This is a genomic window from Streptantibioticus rubrisoli (genome assembly GCF_024436055.1).
GTDB lineage: Bacteria > Actinomycetota > Actinomycetes > Streptomycetales > Streptomycetaceae > Streptantibioticus_A > Streptantibioticus_A rubrisoli.
The window spans coordinates 302,406-323,204 of record NZ_JANFNH010000001.1 but is presented as its reverse complement, the minus strand read 5'-3'; the positions used below and the strand labels follow the sequence as shown (position 1 = coordinate 323,204).

Here is a 20,799-nt window from a genome sequence, read left to right as displayed (position 1 = left end):
GGAACGCAGGTGAGTCTGTTTCTGGACGCCGCGTCGGGCAAAGACACCGCCCGAGCGCCTATTTGGATCATGCGTCAGGCGGGCCGATACCTTCCCGAGTACCGCGCGGTCAAAGAGCGGTACGGATTCTTTGAAATGTGCCGCAATCCGGAAGCCGTCACCGAAGTGACACTGCAACCGGTACGCCGTTTCGATCTCGACGCGGCGATCTTGTTCAGCGACATCATGGTGCCGCTCGCCGCGATGGGAGTGGAGATCGACTTCGCCCCCGGCCCGGTGATCGCCCGACCGGTGCGCACCGCCGCTGACGTGGCGCGACTGCGCGTCCCGGAAGCAGAGGAGATCGCCCCGTTCGTGGCCGCCGCGATTCCCATGGTGCGCGCGGCCACGCACGTACCGTTGATCGGATTCGCCGGAGCGCCGCTCACCCTCGCCGCCTACCTGGTGGAAAGCGGAGGCACCGCCGAGGGGTTCCCCGGCTTCCGGTCCTGGCTGCACCAACAGCCTGGCACCGCGCACGCCCTGCTGGACAAGCTCACCGAGGTCACCATCCGCTATCTGCGCACGCAGATCACCGCCGGGGTGCACGCCGTCCAGCTCTTCGACTCCTGGGCCGGGGTGCACTCCGCCGCGGTCCACGCCCGCTTCGGCCAGCCCTACGCGGCCCGGGCCCTGGCCGGGATCGGCGATCTGTCCGTACCGCGGATCTACTTCGCGACCAACGCCCACCACCTGCTGGACCAGTTGGCCGACCTGCCCGCCGAGGTGATCGGTGTCGACTGGCGCGCACCGCTGTCCGCGGTACGCCCCGCGCTGCCCGGCCGGACGCTGCAGGGCAACCTCGACCCCGCGGTGCTCACCGCGGCCCCCGAGGTGATCGCCGAGCAGGCGCGGGAGGTCCTGCGGCACGGGATCGGCGGACCGCACATCTTCAACCTGGGGCACGGCATCCGCCCGGACGTCCCGCCCGACCGCGTCAGCCGACTCGTGGACGCCGTGCGGTCGTTCGACCGCGAACCGGCGGCCATACCCGGGGGGCTCCGGTGAGGGACCGCGGCAAGGTGCTGGACCTGCTCAAGGACCAGCAAAGTCAACTGGTGGCCGCCTTCGAGGAGTGCGACGGCTGCGAACGCTTCCGGGAGCACGACTGGCTGCGCCCAGCGGGAGGCGGCGGCTGGGCCCGGATCCTGGAGGGCGGCGCGGTGTTCGAGCGGGCGGGGGTGAACGTCTCGGCGGTGCACGGCGACCGGGTACCGCCGTCCATCGCCCGCACCGAGCCCGGACGTGAACTGACCGGCGGCTTCTTCGCCACCGGACTGTCCATGGTGGTCCATCCGCGCAACCCCTGGGTGCCGTCCTTCCACGCCAACTTCCGCTATTTCGAGGTCAACGACCAGGACACCTGGTGGTTCGGCGGCGGCGCGGACATGACGCCGTCGTACGGTTTCGAGGAGGACGCCCGGCATCTACACCGCACGCTCAAGGACTGCTGCGACCGCTTCGAGCCGGGCTTCTACGCCTCGGCGAAGCAGGAGTGCGACCGCTACTTCTACCTGCCGCACCGGCAGGAGACCCGCGGCGTCGGCGGCATCTTCTTCGACCGGCTGCGTCCACCCGGGCCGCACGGCTGGGACCATGCGCTGGCCTTCGTCGAGGACGGACTGACCAGCCTGCTGCCCGGCTACCTGCCGATCGTGCGCCGCCGCACGCTCCTGGAGTACGGCGAGCGGGAGCGGCGCTGGCAGTTGCACCGGCGCAGCCGCTATGTCGAGTTCAACCTGGTCTACGACCGCGGCACCCAGTTCGGGCTGCAGACCGGCGGCAACATCGACGCCATCTTGATGTCCCTTCCGCCACTGGCCGGTTGGACCTTCCACCCGCAGACCGAACCGGGCAGCGCCGAGGAGCGGCTGGCCGACTTCCTGCGCCCGAGGGACTGGCTGGCCGCCGAGGGCGACAGCCGCTCGGCGGCGATCGGGCAAGGGGCGAGCCGATGACGCTGTTGAGCATGGGCACCAGCCACCACCTCGCCCCCTTGGCCCTGCTGGAGGCGACCGCGCTCACCACACCGGACGTCATCCGGCTGCTCGACCGGTTCGCCGACTCCCCCGCCGTACCGGAGGCTGTGCTGCTGGCGACCTGCAACCGCACCGAGTTGTACGTCCATACCGATGCCGATGCCGCCGACGACCCCGACGCCGCCGACACCGTGCTGGCCCTCTTCGTGGCCGCGCTGGCGCAGGCGGGCGGCGCGGATCCGGCCGAGCTGCGCTCGATGTTGTGCGTACGACGGCAACGAGAGGCTGTGGAGCACCTGTTCACGGTGGTCAGCGGGCTGGACTCGCTGCTCATCGGCGACCAGCAGATCCGCGGCCAGGTCCGCGCCGCGTACCAGCTGGCCGATGAGCGCGGCACCGTGGGGCCGGTGCTGCACGGGCTGTTCCAGCGGGCGCTGCGGGTCGGCAAGCGGGTGGAGAACGAGACCCGGATCGGCGCCGCCGCGTCCTGTCTGGTCACCGTCGCGCTGGAGGCCGCCGCCCGGCTCGCCGGTCCACTGGAGCGGCACCGGGCCCTGGTGCTCGGCTCCGGCAACCTGGGCAGCCTGAGCGCGGTGGCGCTGCACCGGGCGGGCCTGAGCGAGATCACCGTGGTCAACCGGACCGCGCGCACCGCCGAACGGCTGGCGCGGGAGCTGGGCGTGCACACCGCCACCTGGCCCCAACTGCCGCAGGCACTGCGCCGGGCGGACCTCGTGGTGTCCGCCACGGGCGCCAGGAACCCCGTTCTCACCCGGGAGTTGGTGGTGGACGCGCTCACCGCGCGGCCCGGCGGGGTGAAGGTCCTCATCGACCTGGCGCTGCCCCGGGACATCGATCCGGCGGTCGCCACACTGCCCGGCGTCCAACTCATCGACCTGGTAGGGCTGGAGACCCGGCTCAAGGAGGTCTCCCGGCGGGTGCCGATCGCCGAGGCCCACCGCATCGTGGCCGCGGAGACCGGGGCGTACCAGACCGAGCGCCACCGGGACGCCGCGACCGGGGCCATCGTCGCCATGCGCAGGTCCGCGATGGCCGTGGTGGACGAGGAGGTGGACCGGCTGCTGCACCGCGTGCCCACGCTGCCCGGGCAGGTGCGCGGGGAGGTGGAGCGGACCGCCCGGCGGATCGCCAGCAAGCTGATCCACCGGCCGACGGTCCGCCTCCGCGAGATGGCCACCGAAACCGGTGGCCACACCTATGTCGAAGTGCTGCACGACCTCTTCGGGCCGGAGCCCGCGGGCACCGCGGGCGCGCCGAACAGCAACGGGGGAGAACGGTGACCACTCAGGCGTCCACCCGGTTCCTGCGCATGGGAACCCGCAGCAGCGCCCTGGCGCTGGCCCAGTCCGCGTCCTTCGCCGCCGCGCTCAGCTCCGCCAGCGGCGCCACGGTACGCACCGTGGGCATCACCACCCAGGGCGACACCAGCAACGCGGCCATCGCCACGATGGGCAACACCGGTGTCTTCGTACAGGCGGTGCGCGCCGCCTTGTTGAGCGGGGAGATCGACTTCGCGGTGCACTCCTACAAGGACCTGCCCACCGCGCTGCCCGAAGGCATCACCCTCGCCGCCGTCCCAGCCCGGGAGGATCCGCGCGACGCCGTCGTCACCGCCGACGGCCGAACGCTGGAGCGGTTGCCCGCGGGCGCCCGGGTGGGCACCGGATCCCCGCGCCGCGCCGGGCAGTTGCTCTGGGCGCATCCCGGGCTGGAGGTGGTGCCGCTGCGCGGCAACGTCGACTCCCGCATCGGCCGGGTCCGTTCCGGGCAGCTGGACGCGGTCATCGTGGCCGCCGCGGGGCTCGCCCGGCTGGACCGGCTGGCCGAGGCGAGCCAACTGCTCGACCCGGACGCCTTCGTGCCCGCCCCGGCCCAGGGCGCGCTGGCGGTGGAGTGCCGTACGGACGACCTCGGACTGCTGGCGCTGCTGGGCAGGCTGGACGACCGCGGCACCCGGGTCGCGGCCGCGGCCGAACGCGCTGTGCTGGCCCGGCTGGAGGCTGGGTGCAGCGCACCGGTCGGGGCGCACGCCCGGATCGAGCGGGCGGGGGCGCGACTGGAGCTGTCGGCGGTCATCACCACGCCCGACGGGCGGCACCGCACCCTGCGCACGGTGGCCACGCCCCCGGCCGACGCCACGTTGGCCGCGCACGCACTGGCCGACGCCCTGCTGGCCGACCACAACCTCGCGACGGGAGCTGGAAGTTGACCTCCGATGCGCTGCACCCCGTACCCAGGCCGCGTCGGCTGCGCGGCACCGCGGCGGTTCGCGATCTCGTCGCGGAGACCCGGTTGCACGCCAGGAACCTGGTGCTGCCCCTCTTCGTCAAGGAGGACCTGAGCGATCCGCGCCCCATCGCCGCCATGCCGGGCGTGGTCCAGCACAGCCTGGCCTCGCTGCGCAAGGCGGTGCGCGAGGCGGCGGACGCCGGGATCGGCGGCGTGATGCTGTTCGCGGTGCCGAACCGCAAGGACGCCACCGGTTCGCAGGCCGACCGGCCGGACGGCATCCTGCAGCGGGCCATCGGCGAGGCCGTGGCCGAGGCGGGTGACGCGCTGGTGGTGATGAGCGACCTGTGCCTCGACGAGTTCACCGATCACGGGCACTGCGGAGTGCTGGACGCCGAAGGCCGGGTGGACAACGACGCCACGCTGGAGCGGTACGCCGCCATGGCGGTCGCCCAGGCCAGCGCGGGAGTGCACATGGTGGGTCCCAGCGGCATGATGGACGGGCAGGTGGCGGTGATCCGTGCCGCGCTCGACGGCGCCGGTTTCACCGACGTGTCGATCCTGGCCTACACGGCGAAGTACGCCTCCGCCTTCTACGGCCCGTTCAGGGACGCGGTGGAAAGCGAACTGCGCGGCGACCGCCGCACCTACCAGATGGACCCGGCCAACGCGGCCGAAGCGGTAAGGGAGTTGCGGCTGGACCTGGCCGAGGGCGCCGACCTGGTGATGGTCAAGCCCGCCATGGCCTACCTGGACGTGCTGCGCACCGTCGCGGACCGGTGCGATGTCCCGGTGGCCGCCTACCAGGTCTCGGGTGAGCTGGCGATGGTCGAGGCGGCCGCCGCCCGCGGCTGGCTCGACCGTGACCGCGCCATCCGGGAGACCCTCACCTCAATCCGCCGCGCGGGCGCCACCGTCATCCTGACCTACTGGGCGGCCGAGGTGGCCAGGGAGTTGACCGCATAGGGCAGAGCCGAGAGAGACGATGCCGCGGCGAAGTACAAGAGCGGCACCCCCTTCTATTCTCCGCCTTCCAGGCGATATGCATGGATCGGGCAATCGATCACCGGTCGTCGCCCTCCCCAGCACGGAAGTCGGAGAAGGAGTCCCCGCATGCCCAACGCACCGTCCGAACCTGGCGGCTGGTACGTGGATGACCGCTGCACGAACTGCGATGTGGCGCGGCAACTCGCCCCCGGGCTGATCGGCGAGGCCGAAGGGGTCTCGCGGATCCTGCACCAGCCGCGGAACGCCGAGGAGCTGCGGCAGTTGCACGCCGCCGCGTACGCCTGCCACACCCGCTCGATCCGCCACCCCCTACGGCGGCTGGACCCCGCGCTCGACCCCTATCCACTGCGCCTGGACGAGGGTCTGTACTTCTGCGGGCACAACTCGCGGCGGACCGCGGGCGCCAACTCCTACCTGCTGGTTCGCCGTTCGGGGAACCTGATGGTCGACACGCCGCGCTGGAGCGCCGAACTGGCCGACAGATACGAGGCGTTGGGTCCGGTCACGGACGTGCTGCTCACCCACCGGGACCATGTGGCGCACGGCCGCCGGTACGCCGACCGGTTCGGTGCCCGGCTGTGGATCCACGAGGGCGACCTGGCGTACGCCCCGGACGCCGACCGCGTGCTGCGCGGCACCGATCCGTTCGAGGTCGCGCCGGGCGTCGTCGCCCATCCGCTGCCCGGGCACACCGAGGGCAGCGTGCTGTACGTGGCGGACGAGCGGTACTGCTTCAGCGGCGACAGCTTCTACTGGTCGCGGGGCACTCAGGACGTGGAGGTGGCGCAGAGCGTCACCTGGTACTCCATCGAGGCGCTGGCGGCCTCGCTGGCTCGCAGCGTGGACCGGCTGCGCTTCGAGTGGCTGCTGCCGGGGCACGGCGACCGCCAGTACCTGCCCGCCGACGAGATGGCAGAGCGGATGCGGGGCCTGGCCAAGCGGGTGCGGGCGCTGCGGCCCGAGCCCGTCGACTTCACCGCGGTGCGGTGGTGAGGGGGCGCCCGGGGCGCTGGCGAAGTGTGGGCCAGGCCACATTGACAGGGGTACGAGGGGGGTCGGGGGTGTGACTTACCTCTCCCCGGCAAATCGGACTAATAGCTCGATTTCCGGATTTCACACCCTCTGACCTGCGGATTCCTCTATTCCCGTATCACCGGATGCCCGCTTGATCCCGCTGAGGGGCTCTTGCCGTCTTCCGGAAGCGCATGTTTCTGTCGACATCGCCCGCTTCCGCGGGCCCCGCTGGTTGGAACGCCGAGTCCTGCCGCCGACCGACGGGAACAGTCGACGCGAACAGCGCCGAAGGCAGGAGCGGGGGACCCAAGGTTCGCTGCCGGAACCGCACCCCACCTGAGGGGAACCGGGACCGGCTCGGGGTGAAGTCGTGCGCCTTCACGGCCGCGACCGGGCACTCACTGGCCCGAACCCGACAGCTGACCTCGCAGGCGTCGGTGAGGAACCCACCCATGCTCAAGCTGCGCCGCGCCTCCAAGACCACCCGTCTCACCGCACTCGCCGGTGTCGCCACCACCGCGATCTGCCTGCCGGTCCTCGCATCGACCACCGCCTCGGCCGCCTCCTCCGCCACCTGGGACCGGGTTGCCCAGTGCGAGTCCAGCGGCAACTGGTCCAACCACAACACCGGCGGCAACGGCCACTACGGCGGCCTGCAGTTCTCGCCGTCCAGCTGGGCCGCCGCAGGCGGCCTGAAGTACGCCCCGCGCGCCGACTACGCCACCAAGGACCAGCAGATCACCGTCGCCAACAAGCTGCTGGCCATGCAGGGCCCCGGCGCCTGGCAGTGCGCCAAGGCAGGCGGCCTCAAGTAAGCCCCCCAGCCCCACGGCCCACACCGGCCCCGCTCACCCGCCGGTCCACGCCGTGGGGCTGACCCCTGCGGCGGCTGAAGACCGCGGCCGTCCGGCATCCCCCGAAGGGGCGCGGGGCTGTGCTCATCTCCGCCTCCGCCGCGTGGGCGCGACCAGCCACGACCGCGCCGCAGCCGATCCACGGCACATCGCGGCACTTCCAGAAAACCGCCGCGCTACCGCTGTCCGCCGACCCGCAGCACCAACTTGCCGGTGGTAGTGCGGGATTCGATCAGCCGATGCGCCTGCGCGGCCTCGTGCAGCGGCAGTTCATGGCTGATCGGCAGCTCCACCGTGCCGTCGGCGGCCAGCCACAGCGCCCGGTCGGCCAGTCGCCGTAGCGCGTCGGGCGCGGTCTCGGCCAGGCCGTAGAGGCTGAAGCCGTACACCCCGTAGCCGCCGGGCGCAAGGGTGTCGAAGCCCGACGTCCACGGCTGCTCGCCGCTGGCGTTGCCGAACGAGACCGCCCGGCCGAACGGTGACAGCAGCTCCAGCCCCTGGTGCCAGGTGCGGCCGCCCACCGGATCCAGCAGCAGGTCCACACCGCGTCCCGCGGTGGCCTTACGTGCCTGGTCCGCCCAGCCGTCCCCGACGAAGACCTCGTCGTACCCCTGCCTGCGGACGTAGTCGACCTTGTCGGGACGGGAGACCACCGCGTAGACGGCGCCCGCCCCGGCCCGCTTCGCGATCTGCCCGACGACGGTGCCGACGCCGCCCGCCGCGGACTGCACCAGTACGGCCTCGCCCGCGCGCAACCGCCCGACCTCGTGCACCAGGGCGTGGGCGGTCGGCAGCACGGTCGGCAGTGTGGCCGCCAGCCGCAGGCCCACGCCCTCGGGCACGGGGAAGGTCAGCGCGGCGGAGACCACGGCGGTCTCCGCGTAGCCGCCGACGAGGGTCAGCGCCGTCACCCGCTGCCCCACGGCCAGCCCCGTGACCCCGGCGCCGACCGCCTTGACGGTCCCGGAGACCTCAAGTCCCGGGGTGAACGGCGGCGCGGACGCCAGATACCCGCTGCCGCGCATCTTGATCTCCACGAAGTTCACCCCGGCCCACGCCACCTGGACGGCCACCTCCCCCGGCCCCGGCTCCGGCTCGGCGACCTCCCGCACCCGCAGCACCTCGGGCCCACCGAGCTCCTCGACCACGATCGCGCGCATGGCGACACTTCCTCCCCGCATGTGAAGTTCGATGATCTACGAACTACTGGGCCACGATAGTACGTGAACCATCGAACAACCGGTAGGGCGTCCCGCATGGACCACGGCGCCGCGGATGACCCGGCGGACCGGAAGGCGACGGTGTGGCGGGTCCGGCAGGTTCGGTCAACTCCGTTGTGTCCGCCCGGCGTTGCGGCCGCCAGCGTCCTGGGTCAGCTGGTCCGCCAGCAGGTCCATCAACAGGCTGTCGTGCCAGGTGCCGTCCTCGCCGCGCTCGTACTGCCGCATGATGCCGACTGGCCGAAAACCGACGTTGCGGTAGCACTGGATCGCGGCGGCGTTGTCCGCCGCCGGGTCGATCACCAGCCGGTGGTGGCCATGCGCGACGATCAGGTGCCGCGCCAGGGTGCGCACCGCGTCCGTACCCACTCCACGGCCGTGTACGGCCGGATCCAGGTAGATGTCGATGTTGGCGTGCCGATAGTCCGGCTCCGTCTCGGCCGCCCACTGGATCGCGCCGACCACGCGACCCTCGCACTCGATCGCCAGGTGCTGGACGCCCGGTTCCGCCAGATCCTCCCGCACCGCCGCCACCATGTCGTCGCCCCCGCGCCACCACCGGCGCACCTCGGGCGTGGCGCGGATCCGCGCCAGTGCCGGGATGTCGGCGGCCGTCACCGGCCGCAGTGTGACCAGGGTGCCGTGCAGCGTCGTCTCCATGCCCGAAGACGCTACCCGCGGGGGCCTGGGGCCGCCCGCTGCCTCGGCCTGTGGGGGCCGCCCTCTCGTGGACCGACCCGCGCCGCAGTACTGTGGCGCGGATACCGAGGGAGGCCGGGTTGGGCAGGGGCGAGCGGGCACTGGTGCTGGGCGGCGGCGGAGTCACCGGAGTCGCCTGGGAGTTGGGGCTGCTCACCGGGCTGGCGGACGCCGGGCTCGACCTGGGCGACGCGGAGGTGGTGATCGGCACATCGGCCGGTTCCGTCGTCGGCGCCCAACTCACCTCCGGCACCCCGCTGGAGACCCTGTACCAACGCCAACTCGCCCCGCCGCACGGGGAGATCGCGGCGGCGATCGGCAAACGCGCCGTCCTCACGATGGCCCGCAGCGCGCTGACCTCGCCCGACGTTCGCGCCGCGCGCAGGCGCATCGGCCGGATGGCACTCGCCGCGCGGACCGGGCCGGAGGCGGAGCGGCGCAAGGTCATCGAGTCCCGGCTCACCTCGACCGAGTGGCCGCGTGAGCGGCGGCTGCTGGTCACAGCGGTGGACGCGCACACCGGCGGGTTCGCGGCGTTCCACAGCGGCAACGGGGCACAGCTGGTGGACGCGGTCGCCGCGAGTTGCGCGGTTCCGGGGGTGTGGCCGTGCGTGACCATCGGTGGCCGCCAGTGGATGGACGGCGGCGTGCGCAGCAGCGCGAACGCCGACCTGGCACATGGCTTCCGCCGGGTGGTGGTGATTGCCCCGCTGCCCCTGCACACGCCGTTGATGCCCGGCCCCCACCAGCAGGCCGACCGGCTGCGCCGCGACGGTGCGCGGGTCACCGTGATCACACCGGACGGACGCGCGCGTGAGGCGATGGGCCGCAACGCGCTCGACCCGGCGAAGCGCGCCGACGCCGCGCGGGCCGGTCGCGAACAGGCGCCCGCCATCGCTCGGTTGGTCAACGACGTTTGGCGGGGCACCCGTTCCTGAACGTACCGCTTCGCCGATTGCTGCTCGGGCGGCTGTTACGCGGCACCGCGTGCCAGCGTGGCGGCCGCCGGGTTATGTCGCAGCGGGATGTCGCGGCCTTCGGCCCGCCACTCCCGAACCAGTGCGTTGAACACCGGAGTCAGCGACCTGGGCTCCTCCCGCGCGGCCTGCGACGCGGCGGCCTGCGTCGACTCCGTCATTGCCGCCTTCTTCGACAGTTGGATCACTTCCGGCATTTCACTCATGTCTTCACCGTGGTTTTCGGACATCCGGGCACCATACGTCACCGGGTGCCGCTCCGCTGTGGCTGCCCTCTCGGTACGGTCGCCGCCGCGGTCCGTCGGGCGCCCTGGCCGACGCGGGCTTACCGTCGGTTATGGGCGGAACCCCCGTCCCATCGCAGTGAGGAGCGTCTCAGCGAAGGAGCGTCCAAGATGACCACCCAGCAGGATGCGGCGCAGGTGACCGTGGTGCTCAACGACTGCGCGGCCCAGGACGCCGACACGGTGTTCCGTTCGCTCAACACCGCTTTCCCGGCCACCCCCGGCGGCGCTCCGGGGTCGCCGATCAGCACGCGGCAGGGCGGGCAGACCGCATGGATCGAGAGCTTCGACGTGTCGGCCGAGGGGCCGCACTCCGCCGCCAGGGAGCTGACCGGTCCGGTAACCGCCGATCTGCAGGGCTGCCCGGACGCGGTGCGCAAGGTGGAACACGCCCTCGGGGACTCGTTCAGCGTGGCGGAGCACGGCCTGATCCACGGCGACCAGGAGATCGACGTACAACTCCGCATCGAATCCACGCGTCCGCGTTGACGGTCCGCCAGATGATGGCGCGCCGGGTTCGGTAGAAGTCCGAACTCCACATCACCATACGTCCGTTCACTTTTTGAACGTAGAGCGTCGGTCGTTGACGCTCTACGTTCATCCCTTTATGTTCGCTGCCACCCTTCGCTGGTGATCACGAACAGAGGGAAAGCGAGAACGGACGACGATGAGCAACCCCCCGGCGCCGCGAGCGCGCCGCACCCGCCTGCACCGATGGATACGACCCACCACCCCCGCGCTCGCGGCACTGCTCATCGCGGCCGCACCCACAGCCCCACCGGTAGCCACCGCCGCCGACCGGCCGGACCCGCCCGCCGACCGTTCCTGCACCACGTCGGATCCCGGCTGGACGCTCACCTCCACCGCCATCGACCCCAAGGACAGCTACCACGCCTTCGTCGGCAACGGCTATCTGGGCCAGCGGGTGCCCGCAACCGGCAGCGGCTACTTCGCCTCCGCCGCCAAGACCGGCTGGCCGCTGTACAGCCCCCGCTATGACGGCTCGTTCGTCTCGGGCCTGTACGCGCACAACAAGCAGACCACCAGCGACCGCCAGGTGATCGCCGCGCTGCCGACCTGGACCGGGATGACGGTCGGCACCGGCGGTGAGACGTTCGACGGAGACACCCCGACCGGCCGCGTCTCGCACTACCGGCAGGCCCTCTATCTGCGGTGCGGCCTGGTGCGCACCTCGCTGACCTGGACCGCGAGCGATGGCAGGGCGACCGATCTGGTCTATGACGTCTTCGCCGACCGCGCCGACCAGCACGTGGGCGCCGTACGGCTGCGGATGACACCGCACTGGAGTGGCCAGACGACCGTCACCGGCCTGATCGACGGCCGTGGCGCCCGGATGCTCTCCGCCACCGGTGTCCGCTCGCAGGGGCGCACCCAGCGGGTCGGGTTCCGCGCCGACGGCACCGGCACGGCGGGCGCCGTCGCCTCAACACTGAGCGCCAGCCCCAACGTCCACCCGTCCCGACTCGGCCAGGACGGAGAGGAGTTGACGGGACGTCAGGCAACCGCGTTCCCGGTTCAGGGTGGCCGGACGTACACGCTCACCAAGTACGTCGGCGTCGACACCGCGCTCACCTCGCACGATCCAAACGACTCGGCCGTGGCCGCCTCCCGGCAGGCGGCGGCGCGCGGTTGGGACGCGCTGTTCGCCGCGCACTCGGCGGCCTGGGGCGGCCTGTGGCGCGGCGACATCGAGGTCGCGGGCCAGCCGGAGTTGCAGTCATGGGTGCGCTCCTCGGAGTACGGACTGCTCTCCAGCGTCCGCGCCGGATCCGGCAACAGCATCGCGCCGACCGGGTTGAGCAGCGACAACTACGCGGGCCTGGTGTTCTGGGACGCCGAGACATGGATGTTCCCCAGTCTGCTCGCCTACCACCCGGAGTTGGCCAGGTCGGTGGTGGACTACCGCTACCGGACCCTGGCGGGCGCCCGCGCCAACGCGCGGCAACTCGGCTACCAGGGGGTGTTCTACCCATGGGAGAGCGGCAGCCAGGGCAACCTGCGGGCGGAGTGCCAGAGTTGGAGCCCGCCGCACTGCGTCACCCAGATCCATCTGCAAAGCGACATCGCGCTCGCCGTCTGGCAGTACTACCAGGCCACCGGTGACACCGCCTGGCTGCGCGAGCGTGGTTGGCCGGTACTGAGCGGCATCGCCCAGTTCTGGGCCGGACGCGTCACGCCCAACTCCGACGGCAGCTACTCCATCAAGAACGTCGCCGGGCCCGACGAGTACAGCAACGGCGTCACCGACGGGGCGTTCACCAACGCCGGTGCCGCGACCGCGCTGCGCGCCGCCACCGCGGCGGCCAAGCTGCTCGGCCGCCCGGCACCCGCCGACTGGACGCGCGTCGCCGACCATCTGCGCGTCCCGTACGACCCGGACACCCATGTCTTCCAGCAGTACGCGGGGTACAAGGGGTCGCTGATCAAGCAGGCGGACACGGTGATGCTGATGTATCCGCTGGGCTGGCCGATGCCGGGAACCTCGGCGCAGGCCACCTTGGACTACTACGCGGCGCGCACCGATCCGGACGGCCCGGCCATGACGGACTCCATCCACGCCATCGACGCCGCCGCCATCGGTGAGCCGGGTTGCTCGGCGTACACGTATCTGATGCGTTCCGCCGAGCCGTTCGTGCGCGGTCCGTTCGACGAGTTCTCCGAGGCGCGCGGCGGCAAGGCGGGAAACTCGGACCCGCTGGCGGGCGCGCCCGCACAGGACTTCCTGACCGGGGCGGGCGGCTTCCTGCAGACCTTCGCGGGCGGCCTTGGCGGGCTGCGCTGGAGCACCGACGGGGTACGGCTCGACCCCACGCTGCCGCCGCAGTTGGCGGGCGGCGTCACGCTCAAGGGGCTGCACTGGCAGGGCCGTACGTTCGACGTCGCCATCGGGGCGCACGCCACCACGGTACGGCTGACCAGCGGCAGGCCGTTCGACGTGCGGACCGCGCAGGGCAGGCAGGTGGTGAGCCGGGGAGTGCCCGCGGTGCTGAAGACCCGGCGGCCGGACCTCGCGGCCACCACCGACGCGGCCAGGTGCGCGAAGGTGACGGCCAGTTCGGCGCAGCCGGGGATGTACGCCGAGGCGGCGGTGGACGGCAGCGCCACCACGGCGTGGGTACCGCAGGGCACCGAGGGCACGTTGACGGTCGACCTCGGCCACCCGGTGCGCATCGCCGCGGTCACGCCGCGGTGGACGGCCACCCGACCCGCGTCGTACGGCGTGCGGGTCTCGGTCGACGGGCGGCACTGGACGGAGCCACGGGGTGCCATGGTGGCCCGCTATGTGCGGGTGACGGTGCGCGCGGCGGACGCCGACAGCCACCCGGGCATCGCCGAGTTGACGGTACGACAGGCCGACTGACAGGTACCGATCACTATCTGTCCACAGGCGGTTGCGGAGCGCCGCGAGATGGGGGAGGTTGATTACGGGCGCCGCCTCGGCGATCGTCGAGGCGGCGCCCGCACAGACCACGACGACCACGAGGCGGTGCTTGGCCATGACGGTGAAGATCCTGCTCGTCACCGGTGACGCGGCGGAGTCCCTGGAGGTGCTCTACCCGTACCAGCGCCTGCTGGAAGAAGGCTACGAGGTCAAGATCGCGGCGCCGACGCGTAAGAAGCTGCGGTTCGTCGTCCATGACTTCGAGGACGGCTTCGACACCTACACCGAGAAACCGGGCTACACCTGGCCCGCCGACCTCGCCTTCGCGGAGGTGGACCCGGCCGACTACGCCGCGCTGGTCATCCCCGGCGGACGGGCGCCGGAGTACCTGCGCAACGATCCCGAACTCCAGCGGATCGTGCGGCACTTCTTCGATACCGACAAGCCGGTGGCCCAGATCTGCCACGGTCCGCAGATCTCCGCCGCCGCGGGCGTGCTGGACGGCCGACGCACCGCCGCCTACCCCGCGCTGGAACCGGATGTCGCGGCGGCCGGGGCCGACTACGAGGACGGCGAGGCCGTGGTGGACGGGGTGCTGGTCTCCGCCCGCGCCTGGCCCGACCACCCGGCGTGGCTGCGGGCGTTCATCGAGGTCCTGCGCAGCAAGGCACCGACCGGCTGACCTGCCCGCGCCCCTTCAGGGCGCTGCCGAGCCGCAGTGGATTCGCCCGACCTGAATCGTTTCGCCGTGCTCAGAACACCGAGCAGCCGGTGACCGTGGTGAAGTAGTCCAGCGCCACCGTGGCACCCACGGAGTTGCCCGCGGTGTCCAGGCCGGGGCTCCAGGCGCACAGCGCGCCCACCGCCGGGATGATGGCGAGGATCGCGCCGCCCACCCCGCTCTTGCCGGGCAGCCCCACCCGGTAGGCGAAGTCGCCCGCCGCGTCGTAGGTGCCGCAGGTGAGCATCACGGCGTTGACCCGCTTGGCGTCGCTGCGGGTCAGCAGCCGTGAGCCGTCCGACCGCAGGCCGTGCCGGGCCAGGAAGCCACCGGCGAGCGCCAGGTCACGGCAGCTCGCGCGCAGCGCGCAGTGCGCGTAGTAGTGCTCCAGGACGGTCTCGACCGGGTTGTCCAGGTTGCCGAAGCTGGCGATGAAGTTGGCCAGCGCGGCGTTGCGCAGCCCGGTCTCCGACTCGGAGGCGGCCACCTCCGGGTCGGTGGCGATCGACGGGTTGCCCGCCTCGGCGCGCAGGAACTCGCGCACCGCGCCGCTGGCGTCGCCGGTCAGGGTGTGCAGCACGTCGGTGACGACCAGGGCGCCGGCGTTGATGAACGGGTTGCGCGGAATGCCGTGCTCGGTCTCCAGCTGGATCAGCGAGTTGAAGGGGTTGCCGGACGGCTCCCGGCCCACCCGCTTCCACAACCCGTCGCCGCCCTCCGCGAGGGCCAGCGCCAGGGTGAACAGCTTGGAGACGCTCTGTATGGAGAACGGCGTCTCATGATCGCCCACCCCATGGAACTCGCCGTCGATCGTCGCCAGTGCCATCCCGAACGCCTGCGGGTCCACCGCGGCGAGCGCCGGAATGTAGTCCGCGACCCGTCCGTGCCCGAGCACGGGCCGGGCCGCCTCCATCGCGTCGTGCAGGATCCGCTGGTAGTCCATGGGGTGTTTCACCAGCCCATTGTCCCTGCCGCACGCGCCACGGGCACACCCGGCCCGCGCCGTGGCGGCGAGCGAGGGACAGGCCGTCAGTCGACGTCGGCCACGATCGACCCCACCCGCTCCCCCAGCGTCCGGTCCCGTGCGTTGAGCACCAGCGCGTACCCCACCGCCACCACGATGATCGCCCCGCTGATCAGTGGGAAGACATCGAACGGTGCGGGCTGGCCCGGCTTGACGAGTTGGTAGAGGGGGTAGCCGATCGCGGCCACCCCGGCGATCGGGAGGATCAGGTGCCGCACCGGTGAGAACAGCTCCGGGTGGTTGCGGCGGTAGTAGACCGGGAGGGCCAGGTTGGCCACCAGCCAGGTGACCACGATGAGGATGGTGCCCAAGGTCGCGGACTCGCCGAAGTAGGTGACCGGATCGATGTCCCAGCCCCAGCCCCAGCCGAAGGCCAGGCCGAGGGCGACGGCGAGGTAGACCACGAAGCTCACCCACGGCGTGCGCCCCTGTGCGGTGACCTTGGCGACGACCGGCGGAAGCAGGCCCTCCCGGCCGGAGTTGAAGATGAGCCGGGACTGGGAGTTGGCCGCCGAGATCAGCGACCCGGTGATGGAGGTGAACCCCGCGAGATAGGCGAGGAACGCGCCGCCGCCGAGGATGCCCAACGCCACGTCGACGAACGGCACGTCGGACTTGGCGAGGGCGGCGGTGTCGTAGTTGAAGCCGACCACCGTGACGTAGGCGAACAGCAGATAGCTGACCGTCATCGCGGCGATGGACAGATAGATCGCCCGCGGCACCGCGTGCCGCGGGTTGGTGGTCTCCTCGGCGAGCGCCGCGGAGTTCTCCCAGCCGACGAAGAGGAAGACGGCGAGCGGGAAACCGAGCCCAAGTCCCTTGAAGCCGCCCGCCAGATGACGGGGGTCGAAGGGCGCCATGGTCAGATGCCCGCCGTGCCGGACCAGCACCCAGACGCTCACCAGCACCAACAGCCCCATCTCGAAGCCGAACAGCGCGCCCGCCCACTTGGTGGAGACCGAAACGCCCCTGACCACCAGGGCGAAGGAGACCAGCGTCCACAGTGCGGTGAACCACTGCCAGGCGATGTGCACCCCGGTGTAGTGCGCGATGATCGTCGCCGTCCAGCCGCCGGAGATGGCCACCACCGCCGAGACCGCGATGATGTAGCCGAGCGACACCACGATCGTGGTGGTGATGGCCGCGACCGGGCCGAACGTCTTGCCGATGAACGTGATGAACGAGCCGGTGGACGGAATGGACCGGGAGAACTCGGCGAGGGTGTTGCCGAGCAGGGCGACCACGACCGCCGCCGCCAGGATGGTCAGCGGCGCGGCCACCCCGGCGGTCTGCGCGATCAGCGCGAAGCCGAAGAAGAAGCTCATCGCCGGTCCGATGTTGGCCATGGTCGACGCGGTGATGTCGGCCAGCCCGAGCGCGCCGCGGCGCAGGCGTTCCGGCTGGACCGAGGGGGCGGCCCCGCCGCCCGTTCCCAACGCTGTGGTGTCCACGGCTGCTCCTCATTCACGGGGTCCAGGGGACGCGTGACGCACCGGGCGCCTCGCCGGTCGCACGGTCCACGGGCAGGGGAAGGGAAGGAAGAGTGCCACTGCCGCGCGAACGCCCCTCGCGAGCCGCGCGCGCCGTGCGCCTCATGGCCTCAATACCCACCGACCGGCCGGTTGTACCTGATGACCGGCCGCCTTGCCGCGACAGGGGGCACGATCGTTTGTGGTGGATCACCGTGGGGAAGGGAAACCGGCGTGGCTGGTGCGGGCTGGCAGTTCTGGGTGGACCGCGGTGGCACGTTCACCGACATCGTCGCCCGCGGTCCGGATGGCCGGGTGACCACGCACAAGCTGCTGTCGGAGAACCCCACGCGCTACCGCGATCCCGCCGTCGCGGGCATCCGCGCGCTGCTCGGCGTCTCCCCGGACGATCCCGTTCCGGCGGACCGGGTGGACGCGGTGCGGATGGGCACGACGGTGGCGACCAACGCGCTGCTGGAGCGCAAGGGCGAGCGGACCGCGCTGGTGATCACCAAGGGGTTCCGGGACGCGCTGCGCATCGCCTACCAGAACCGGCCGCAGATCTTCGCCCGCGAGATCGTGCTGCCCGAGGCGCTGTACGACCGGGTCATCGAGGCCGACGAGCGGATCACCGCGGACGGTACGGTGCTGCGCGCACCGGACCTGGAACGGCTGGGCGAGGAGCTTCGGCACGCCCAGCGCGACGGCATCCGCGCGGTGGCGGTGGTGTGTCTGCACAGCCATCTGCACCCCGCCCACGAGCAGGCGATCGGCAAGCTGGCCGAACAGATCGGTTTCCCCCAGGTGTCGCTGTCCAGCGAGGCCAGCCCGCTCATGAAGCTGGTGCCGCGCGGTGACACCGCGGTGGTGGACGCCTATCTCTCGCCGGTGCTCCAGCGGTACGTACGGCAGGTCGCGGACCAGATGCACGGTGTGCGGCTGATGTTCATGCAGTCCAACGGCGGACTGGCGGAGGCCGGGCACTTCCGGGGCAAGGACGCGATCCTGTCCGGACCGGCCGGAGGCATCGTCGGCATGGTGCGGATGTCGCAACAGGCCGGATTCGACAAGGTGATCGGCTTCGACATGGGCGGCACGTCCACCGATGTGTCGCACTACGCGGGCGAGTACGAGCGGGTGTTCAACACCCAGGTCGCCGGGGTGCGGCTGCGCGCCCCGATGCTGGCCATCCACACCGTGGCCGCCGGAGGCGGATCCGTACTGCACTTCGACGGCAGCCGCTACCGGGTCGGCCCGGACTCGGCGGGCGCCGACCCGGGACCGTGCTGCTACCGCGGCGGCGGACCGCTGGCCGTCACCGACGCCAATGTGATGCTGGGCCGCATCCAACCCGACCGGTTCCCCAAGGTGTTCGGGCCGGACGGCGACCAACCGCTGGACGCGCAGCTGGTGCGGCGGCGGTTCACCGAAGTGGCCGGGCGGATCCGGGAAGCCACCGGCGACGACCGCTCACCCGAGGAGGTCGCCGAGGGATATCTGCACATCGCGGTGGCCAACATCGCCAACGCGGTCAAGCGCATCTCCGTACAACAGGGCCACGACGTCACCGAGTACGCGCTGACCACCTTCGGCGGCGCCGGAGGCCAGCACGCGTGCGCCGTCGCCGACTCGCTCGGCATCCGCACCGTGTTGGTGCCGCCGATGGCGGGTGTGCTCTCCGCCCTGGGCATCGGGCTCGCCGACACCACCGCGATGCGGCAGCAGTCGGTGGAGGTACGGCTGGAGCCGCGGGCGATGGAGCGGGTGCGTTCGGTGGCCGACGCTCTGGAGTCGGCGGCCCGCGGCGAGCTGCTGGACGAGGACGTACCGGCCGAGCGGATCCGGGTGAACCGCCGCGCCTATCTGCGCTACGACGGCACCGACACCGCCGTACCGGTGGAGTTGGCCGAACCGGCCGAGATGATGGCCGAGTTCGAGGCCAGCCACCGCTCCACCTACTCGTTCCTGATGGACCGCCCGGTCATCGTGGAGGCCCTCTCCGTGGAGGCGACGGGGCTCACCGAGCACACCGGCCTCGACCGCCTCGGCACGCCCGAGGAGGCGGAGGACGCCGAGGAGACCGCGCGGACCGCCACCGCCCGGATGTACACCGGCGGTGCCTGGCGGGAGGTACCGCTGCGGCGGCGGGAGCGGATGCGGCCCGGCGAGGAGGTGACCGGACCGGCCATCATCACCGAGGCGAACGCCACCACGGTGGTGGACGAGGGGTGGCGGGCGTCGGTGACCCGGTTCGGGCATCTGCTGGTGGAGCGGGTACGTGCGCGCACCGAGGCGGAGGTCGGCACCGAGGCCGACCCGGTGATGCTGGAGATCTTCAACAACCTGTTCGTGTCCATCGCCCAACAGATGGGCGCGCGGCTGGAGTCGACCGCGCAGTCGGTCAACATCAAGGAGCGGCTGGACTTCTCCTGTGCGCTGTTCGACCCGGAGGGCAACCTCATCGCCAACGCACCGCACATTCCGGTGCACTTGGGCTCGATGGGCACCAGCGTCAAGGAGGTGCTGCGGCGCCGCGCCGGAACCATGAAGCCGGGCGACGCCTACGCCGTCAACGACCCCTACCACGGCGGCACGCATCTGCCCGACATCACCGTGGTGACCCCGGTCTTCGGCACCGGCACCGACGGCCAGCGGCAGATCCTGTTCTTCGTCGCGTCCCGTGGCCACCACGCGGAGATCGGCGGCATCACTCCCGGTTCCATGCCCGCGGGCAGCCACCGGATCGAGGAGGAGGGGGTGCTGTTCGACAACTGGCTGCTGGTGGAGAACGGTCGGCTGCGCGAGGCGGAGACCCTGCGACTGCTCACCGAGGCGCCGTACCCGTCGCGCAACCCGCACACCAACCTCGCCGACCTGCGCGCCCAGATCGCCGCCAACCACAAGGGCGTTGAGGAGGTCGGGGCGATGATCCGGCACTTCGGCCTCGATGTGGTGCAGGCCTACATGCGGCACGTGCAGGACAACGCGGAGGAGGCGGTGCGCCGGGTCATCGACGCGCTGGACGACGGTGAGTACCGCTATGAGATGGACTCCGGCGCGGTGATCTCGGTACGGGTCCGGGTCGACCGCCAGCGGCGCCGCGCGACCGTTGACTTCACCGGCACCTCGGCACAGCTCGACAGCAACTTCAACGCGCCGTCCTCGGTGGTGACGGCCGCGGTGCTGTACGTCTTCCGCACGCTGGTCGCCGATGACATCCCGCTCAACGACGGCTGTCTGCGCCCACTGCGCATCGTCATCCCGGACGGCTCGCTGCTCGCTCCGACGTATCCCGCCGCGATCGTCGCCGGTAACGTGGAGACCTCACAGGCGATCACCGGCGCGCTGTACGCGGCCCTTGGTGTGCAGGCCGAGGGATCGGGGACGATGAACAACGTCTCCTTCGGCAACGAACGCCATCAGTACTACGAGACCGTCGCCTCCGGTTCGGGTGCCGGTGACGGGTTCGACGGGGCGTCGGTGGTGCAGACGCACATGACCAACTCCCGGCTGACCGACCCCGAGGTGCTGGAGTGGCGCCTGCCGGTGCTGCTGGAGGAGTTCGCAGTCCGGCCGGGCAGCGGCGGCGCGGGCCGCTGGCGCGGTGGTGACGGAGCGGTGCGCAGGATCCGGTTCCGGGAGGCGATGACGGTGAGCACGCTGTCCGGACACCGCAGGGTGCCGCCGTACGGGCTGGCCGGGGGCGCTCCGGGGGCGCTGGGCGCCAACCGCGTGGAGCGTTCGGACGGCACGGTCACCCGAATGGCCGGTTGCGACTCGGTGGACGTGCGACCGGGTGATGTACTGGTGGTGGAGACACCCGGCGGCGGCGGATACGGTTCGCCGTGAACCGCCGCG

The 20,799-nt window shown here is 71.5% G+C and carries 16 protein-coding genes, 1 pseudogene and 1 riboswitch; of the genes and pseudogenes, 12 read left to right on the top strand and 5 right to left on the bottom strand.

Annotation, left to right across the window (positions count from 1 at the left end; genetic code table 11):
* Nucleotides 1-9 precede the first annotated feature (9 nt).
* From hemE to NON19_RS01565, 7 genes and pseudogenes are all read left to right on the top strand, one after another.
* Nucleotides 10-1,047 (top strand): uroporphyrinogen decarboxylase, encoded by a 1,038-nt coding sequence (gene hemE, locus NON19_RS01595; protein WP_255924686.1) that lies wholly within the window; start codon nt 10-12, stop codon nt 1,045-1,047.
* Entirely contained in the window at nt 1,044-1,997 is a 954-nt protein-coding gene (gene hemF, locus NON19_RS01590; protein WP_255924685.1) for an oxygen-dependent coproporphyrinogen oxidase, read from the top strand. Before hemE ends, hemF begins: the two co-directional genes overlap by 4 nt.
* A complete protein-coding gene (hemA, locus tag NON19_RS01585) occupies nt 1,994-3,319 on the top strand; it encodes a glutamyl-tRNA reductase (RefSeq protein ID WP_255924684.1) in 1,326 nt (441 codons plus the stop codon). The genes hemF and hemA overlap by 4 nt, the downstream gene beginning before the upstream one ends.
* Nucleotides 3,320-3,348: 29 nt before the next feature.
* Nucleotides 3,349-4,248, top strand: a complete 900-nt coding sequence (gene hemC, locus NON19_RS01580; RefSeq protein ID WP_255925011.1) for a hydroxymethylbilane synthase — start codon at nt 3,349-3,351, stop codon at nt 4,246-4,248.
* On the top strand, nt 4,245-5,234 hold the full coding sequence (hemB, locus tag NON19_RS01575; RefSeq protein ID WP_255924683.1) for a porphobilinogen synthase: 990 nt from the start codon (nt 4,245-4,247) through the stop codon (nt 5,232-5,234). Before hemC ends, hemB begins: the two co-directional genes overlap by 4 nt.
* Before the next feature lie 147 nt (nt 5,235-5,381).
* Nucleotides 5,382-6,269, top strand: coding sequence for an MBL fold metallo-hydrolase (locus NON19_RS01570; protein WP_255924682.1), 888 nt, complete (start codon nt 5,382-5,384; stop codon nt 6,267-6,269).
* Between the two features lie 294 nt (nt 6,270-6,563).
* Nucleotides 6,564-6,739, top strand: a riboswitch (cyclic di-AMP (ydaO/yuaA leader).
* Nucleotides 6,740-6,742: 3 nt separating this feature from the next.
* Nucleotides 6,743-7,099 (top strand): annotated as a pseudogene (locus tag NON19_RS01565) (transglycosylase family protein); the annotation flags it as partial.
* A gap of 221 nt (nt 7,100-7,320) precedes the next feature.
* Here NON19_RS01565 and NON19_RS01560 read toward each other — a convergent pair.
* Both NON19_RS01560 and NON19_RS01555 read right to left on the bottom strand, forming a co-directional pair.
* On the bottom strand, nt 7,321-8,304 hold the full coding sequence (locus NON19_RS01560; RefSeq protein ID WP_255924681.1) for a quinone oxidoreductase family protein: 984 nt from the start codon (nt 8,302-8,304) through the stop codon (nt 7,321-7,323).
* 165 nt (nt 8,305-8,469) lie between these two features.
* A complete protein-coding gene (locus NON19_RS01555; protein WP_255924680.1) occupies nt 8,470-9,024 on the bottom strand; it encodes a GNAT family N-acetyltransferase in 555 nt (184 codons plus the stop codon).
* Nucleotides 9,025-9,143: 119 nt separating this feature from the next.
* Here NON19_RS01555 and NON19_RS01550 point away from each other — a divergent pair, with 119 nt between their 5' ends.
* Nucleotides 9,144-10,001, top strand: a complete 858-nt coding sequence (locus tag NON19_RS01550; protein ID WP_255924679.1) for a patatin-like phospholipase family protein — start codon at nt 9,144-9,146, stop codon at nt 9,999-10,001.
* 35 nt (nt 10,002-10,036) lie between these two features.
* On the opposite strand, the gene NON19_RS01545 is transcribed toward NON19_RS01550, so the two are convergent.
* Nucleotides 10,037-10,270: a hypothetical protein gene (locus NON19_RS01545; protein WP_255924678.1), complete on the bottom strand. Its 234-nt coding sequence runs from the start codon at nt 10,268-10,270 to the stop codon at nt 10,037-10,039.
* 165 nt (nt 10,271-10,435) lie between these two features.
* Between NON19_RS01545 and NON19_RS01540 the strand changes: the two genes are divergently transcribed.
* The 3 genes from NON19_RS01540 to NON19_RS01530 all read left to right on the top strand — a co-directional run bounded on the left by NON19_RS01540 (nt 10,436) and on the right by NON19_RS01530 (nt 14,409).
* Nucleotides 10,436-10,813, top strand: coding sequence for a hypothetical protein (locus NON19_RS01540; RefSeq protein ID WP_255924677.1), 378 nt, complete (start codon nt 10,436-10,438; stop codon nt 10,811-10,813).
* Between the two features lie 178 nt (nt 10,814-10,991).
* Nucleotides 10,992-13,706, top strand: coding sequence for a discoidin domain-containing protein (locus NON19_RS01535; protein WP_255924676.1), 2,715 nt, complete (start codon nt 10,992-10,994; stop codon nt 13,704-13,706).
* A gap of 136 nt (nt 13,707-13,842) precedes the next feature.
* Nucleotides 13,843-14,409, top strand: coding sequence for a DJ-1/PfpI family protein (locus NON19_RS01530; protein WP_255924675.1), 567 nt, complete (start codon nt 13,843-13,845; stop codon nt 14,407-14,409).
* Nucleotides 14,410-14,479: 70 nt separating this feature from the next.
* Here the strand turns inward: NON19_RS01530 and NON19_RS01525 are convergent, their stop codons facing one another.
* Both NON19_RS01525 and NON19_RS01520 read right to left on the bottom strand, forming a co-directional pair.
* Nucleotides 14,480-15,391, bottom strand: a complete 912-nt coding sequence (locus tag NON19_RS01525; RefSeq protein WP_255925009.1) for a glutaminase — start codon at nt 15,389-15,391, stop codon at nt 14,480-14,482.
* A gap of 86 nt (nt 15,392-15,477) precedes the next feature.
* Nucleotides 15,478-16,923, bottom strand: a complete 1,446-nt coding sequence (locus NON19_RS01520; protein WP_255924674.1) for an APC family permease — start codon at nt 16,921-16,923, stop codon at nt 15,478-15,480.
* A 252-nt stretch (nt 16,924-17,175) separates the two neighbouring features.
* Between NON19_RS01520 and NON19_RS01515 the strand changes: the two genes are divergently transcribed.
* A complete protein-coding gene (locus NON19_RS01515; RefSeq protein WP_255924673.1) occupies nt 17,176-20,790 on the top strand; it encodes a hydantoinase B/oxoprolinase family protein in 3,615 nt (1,204 codons plus the stop codon).
* Nucleotides 20,791-20,799 lie beyond the last annotated feature (9 nt).

Excerpts from the sequence above, each read along its gene's own strand:
- hemA (WP_255924684.1), top strand. The coding sequence starts at position 1,994 with ATGACGCTGTTGAGCATGGGCACCAGCCACCACCTCGCCCCCTTGGCC.
- hemC (WP_255925011.1), top strand. The coding sequence starts at position 3,349 with ATGGGAACCCGCAGCAGCGCCCTGGCGCTGGCCCAGTCCGCGTCCTTC.
- NON19_RS01570 (WP_255924682.1), top strand. The coding sequence starts at position 5,382 with ATGCCCAACGCACCGTCCGAACCTGGCGGCTGGTACGTGGATGACCGC.
- NON19_RS01560 (WP_255924681.1), bottom strand. The coding sequence starts at position 8,304 with ATGCGCGCGATCGTGGTCGAGGAGCTCGGTGGGCCCGAGGTGCTGCGG.
- NON19_RS01555 (WP_255924680.1), bottom strand. The coding sequence starts at position 9,024 with ATGGAGACGACGCTGCACGGCACCCTGGTCACACTGCGGCCGGTGACG.
- NON19_RS01545 (WP_255924678.1), bottom strand. The coding sequence starts at position 10,270 with ATGTCCGAAAACCACGGTGAAGACATGAGTGAAATGCCGGAAGTGATC.
- NON19_RS01540 (WP_255924677.1), top strand. The coding sequence starts at position 10,436 with ATGACCACCCAGCAGGATGCGGCGCAGGTGACCGTGGTGCTCAACGAC.
- NON19_RS01535 (WP_255924676.1), top strand. The coding sequence starts at position 10,992 with ATGAGCAACCCCCCGGCGCCGCGAGCGCGCCGCACCCGCCTGCACCGA.
- NON19_RS01530 (WP_255924675.1), top strand. The coding sequence starts at position 13,843 with ATGACGGTGAAGATCCTGCTCGTCACCGGTGACGCGGCGGAGTCCCTG.
- NON19_RS01525 (WP_255925009.1), bottom strand. The coding sequence starts at position 15,391 with ATGGACTACCAGCGGATCCTGCACGACGCGATGGAGGCGGCCCGGCCC.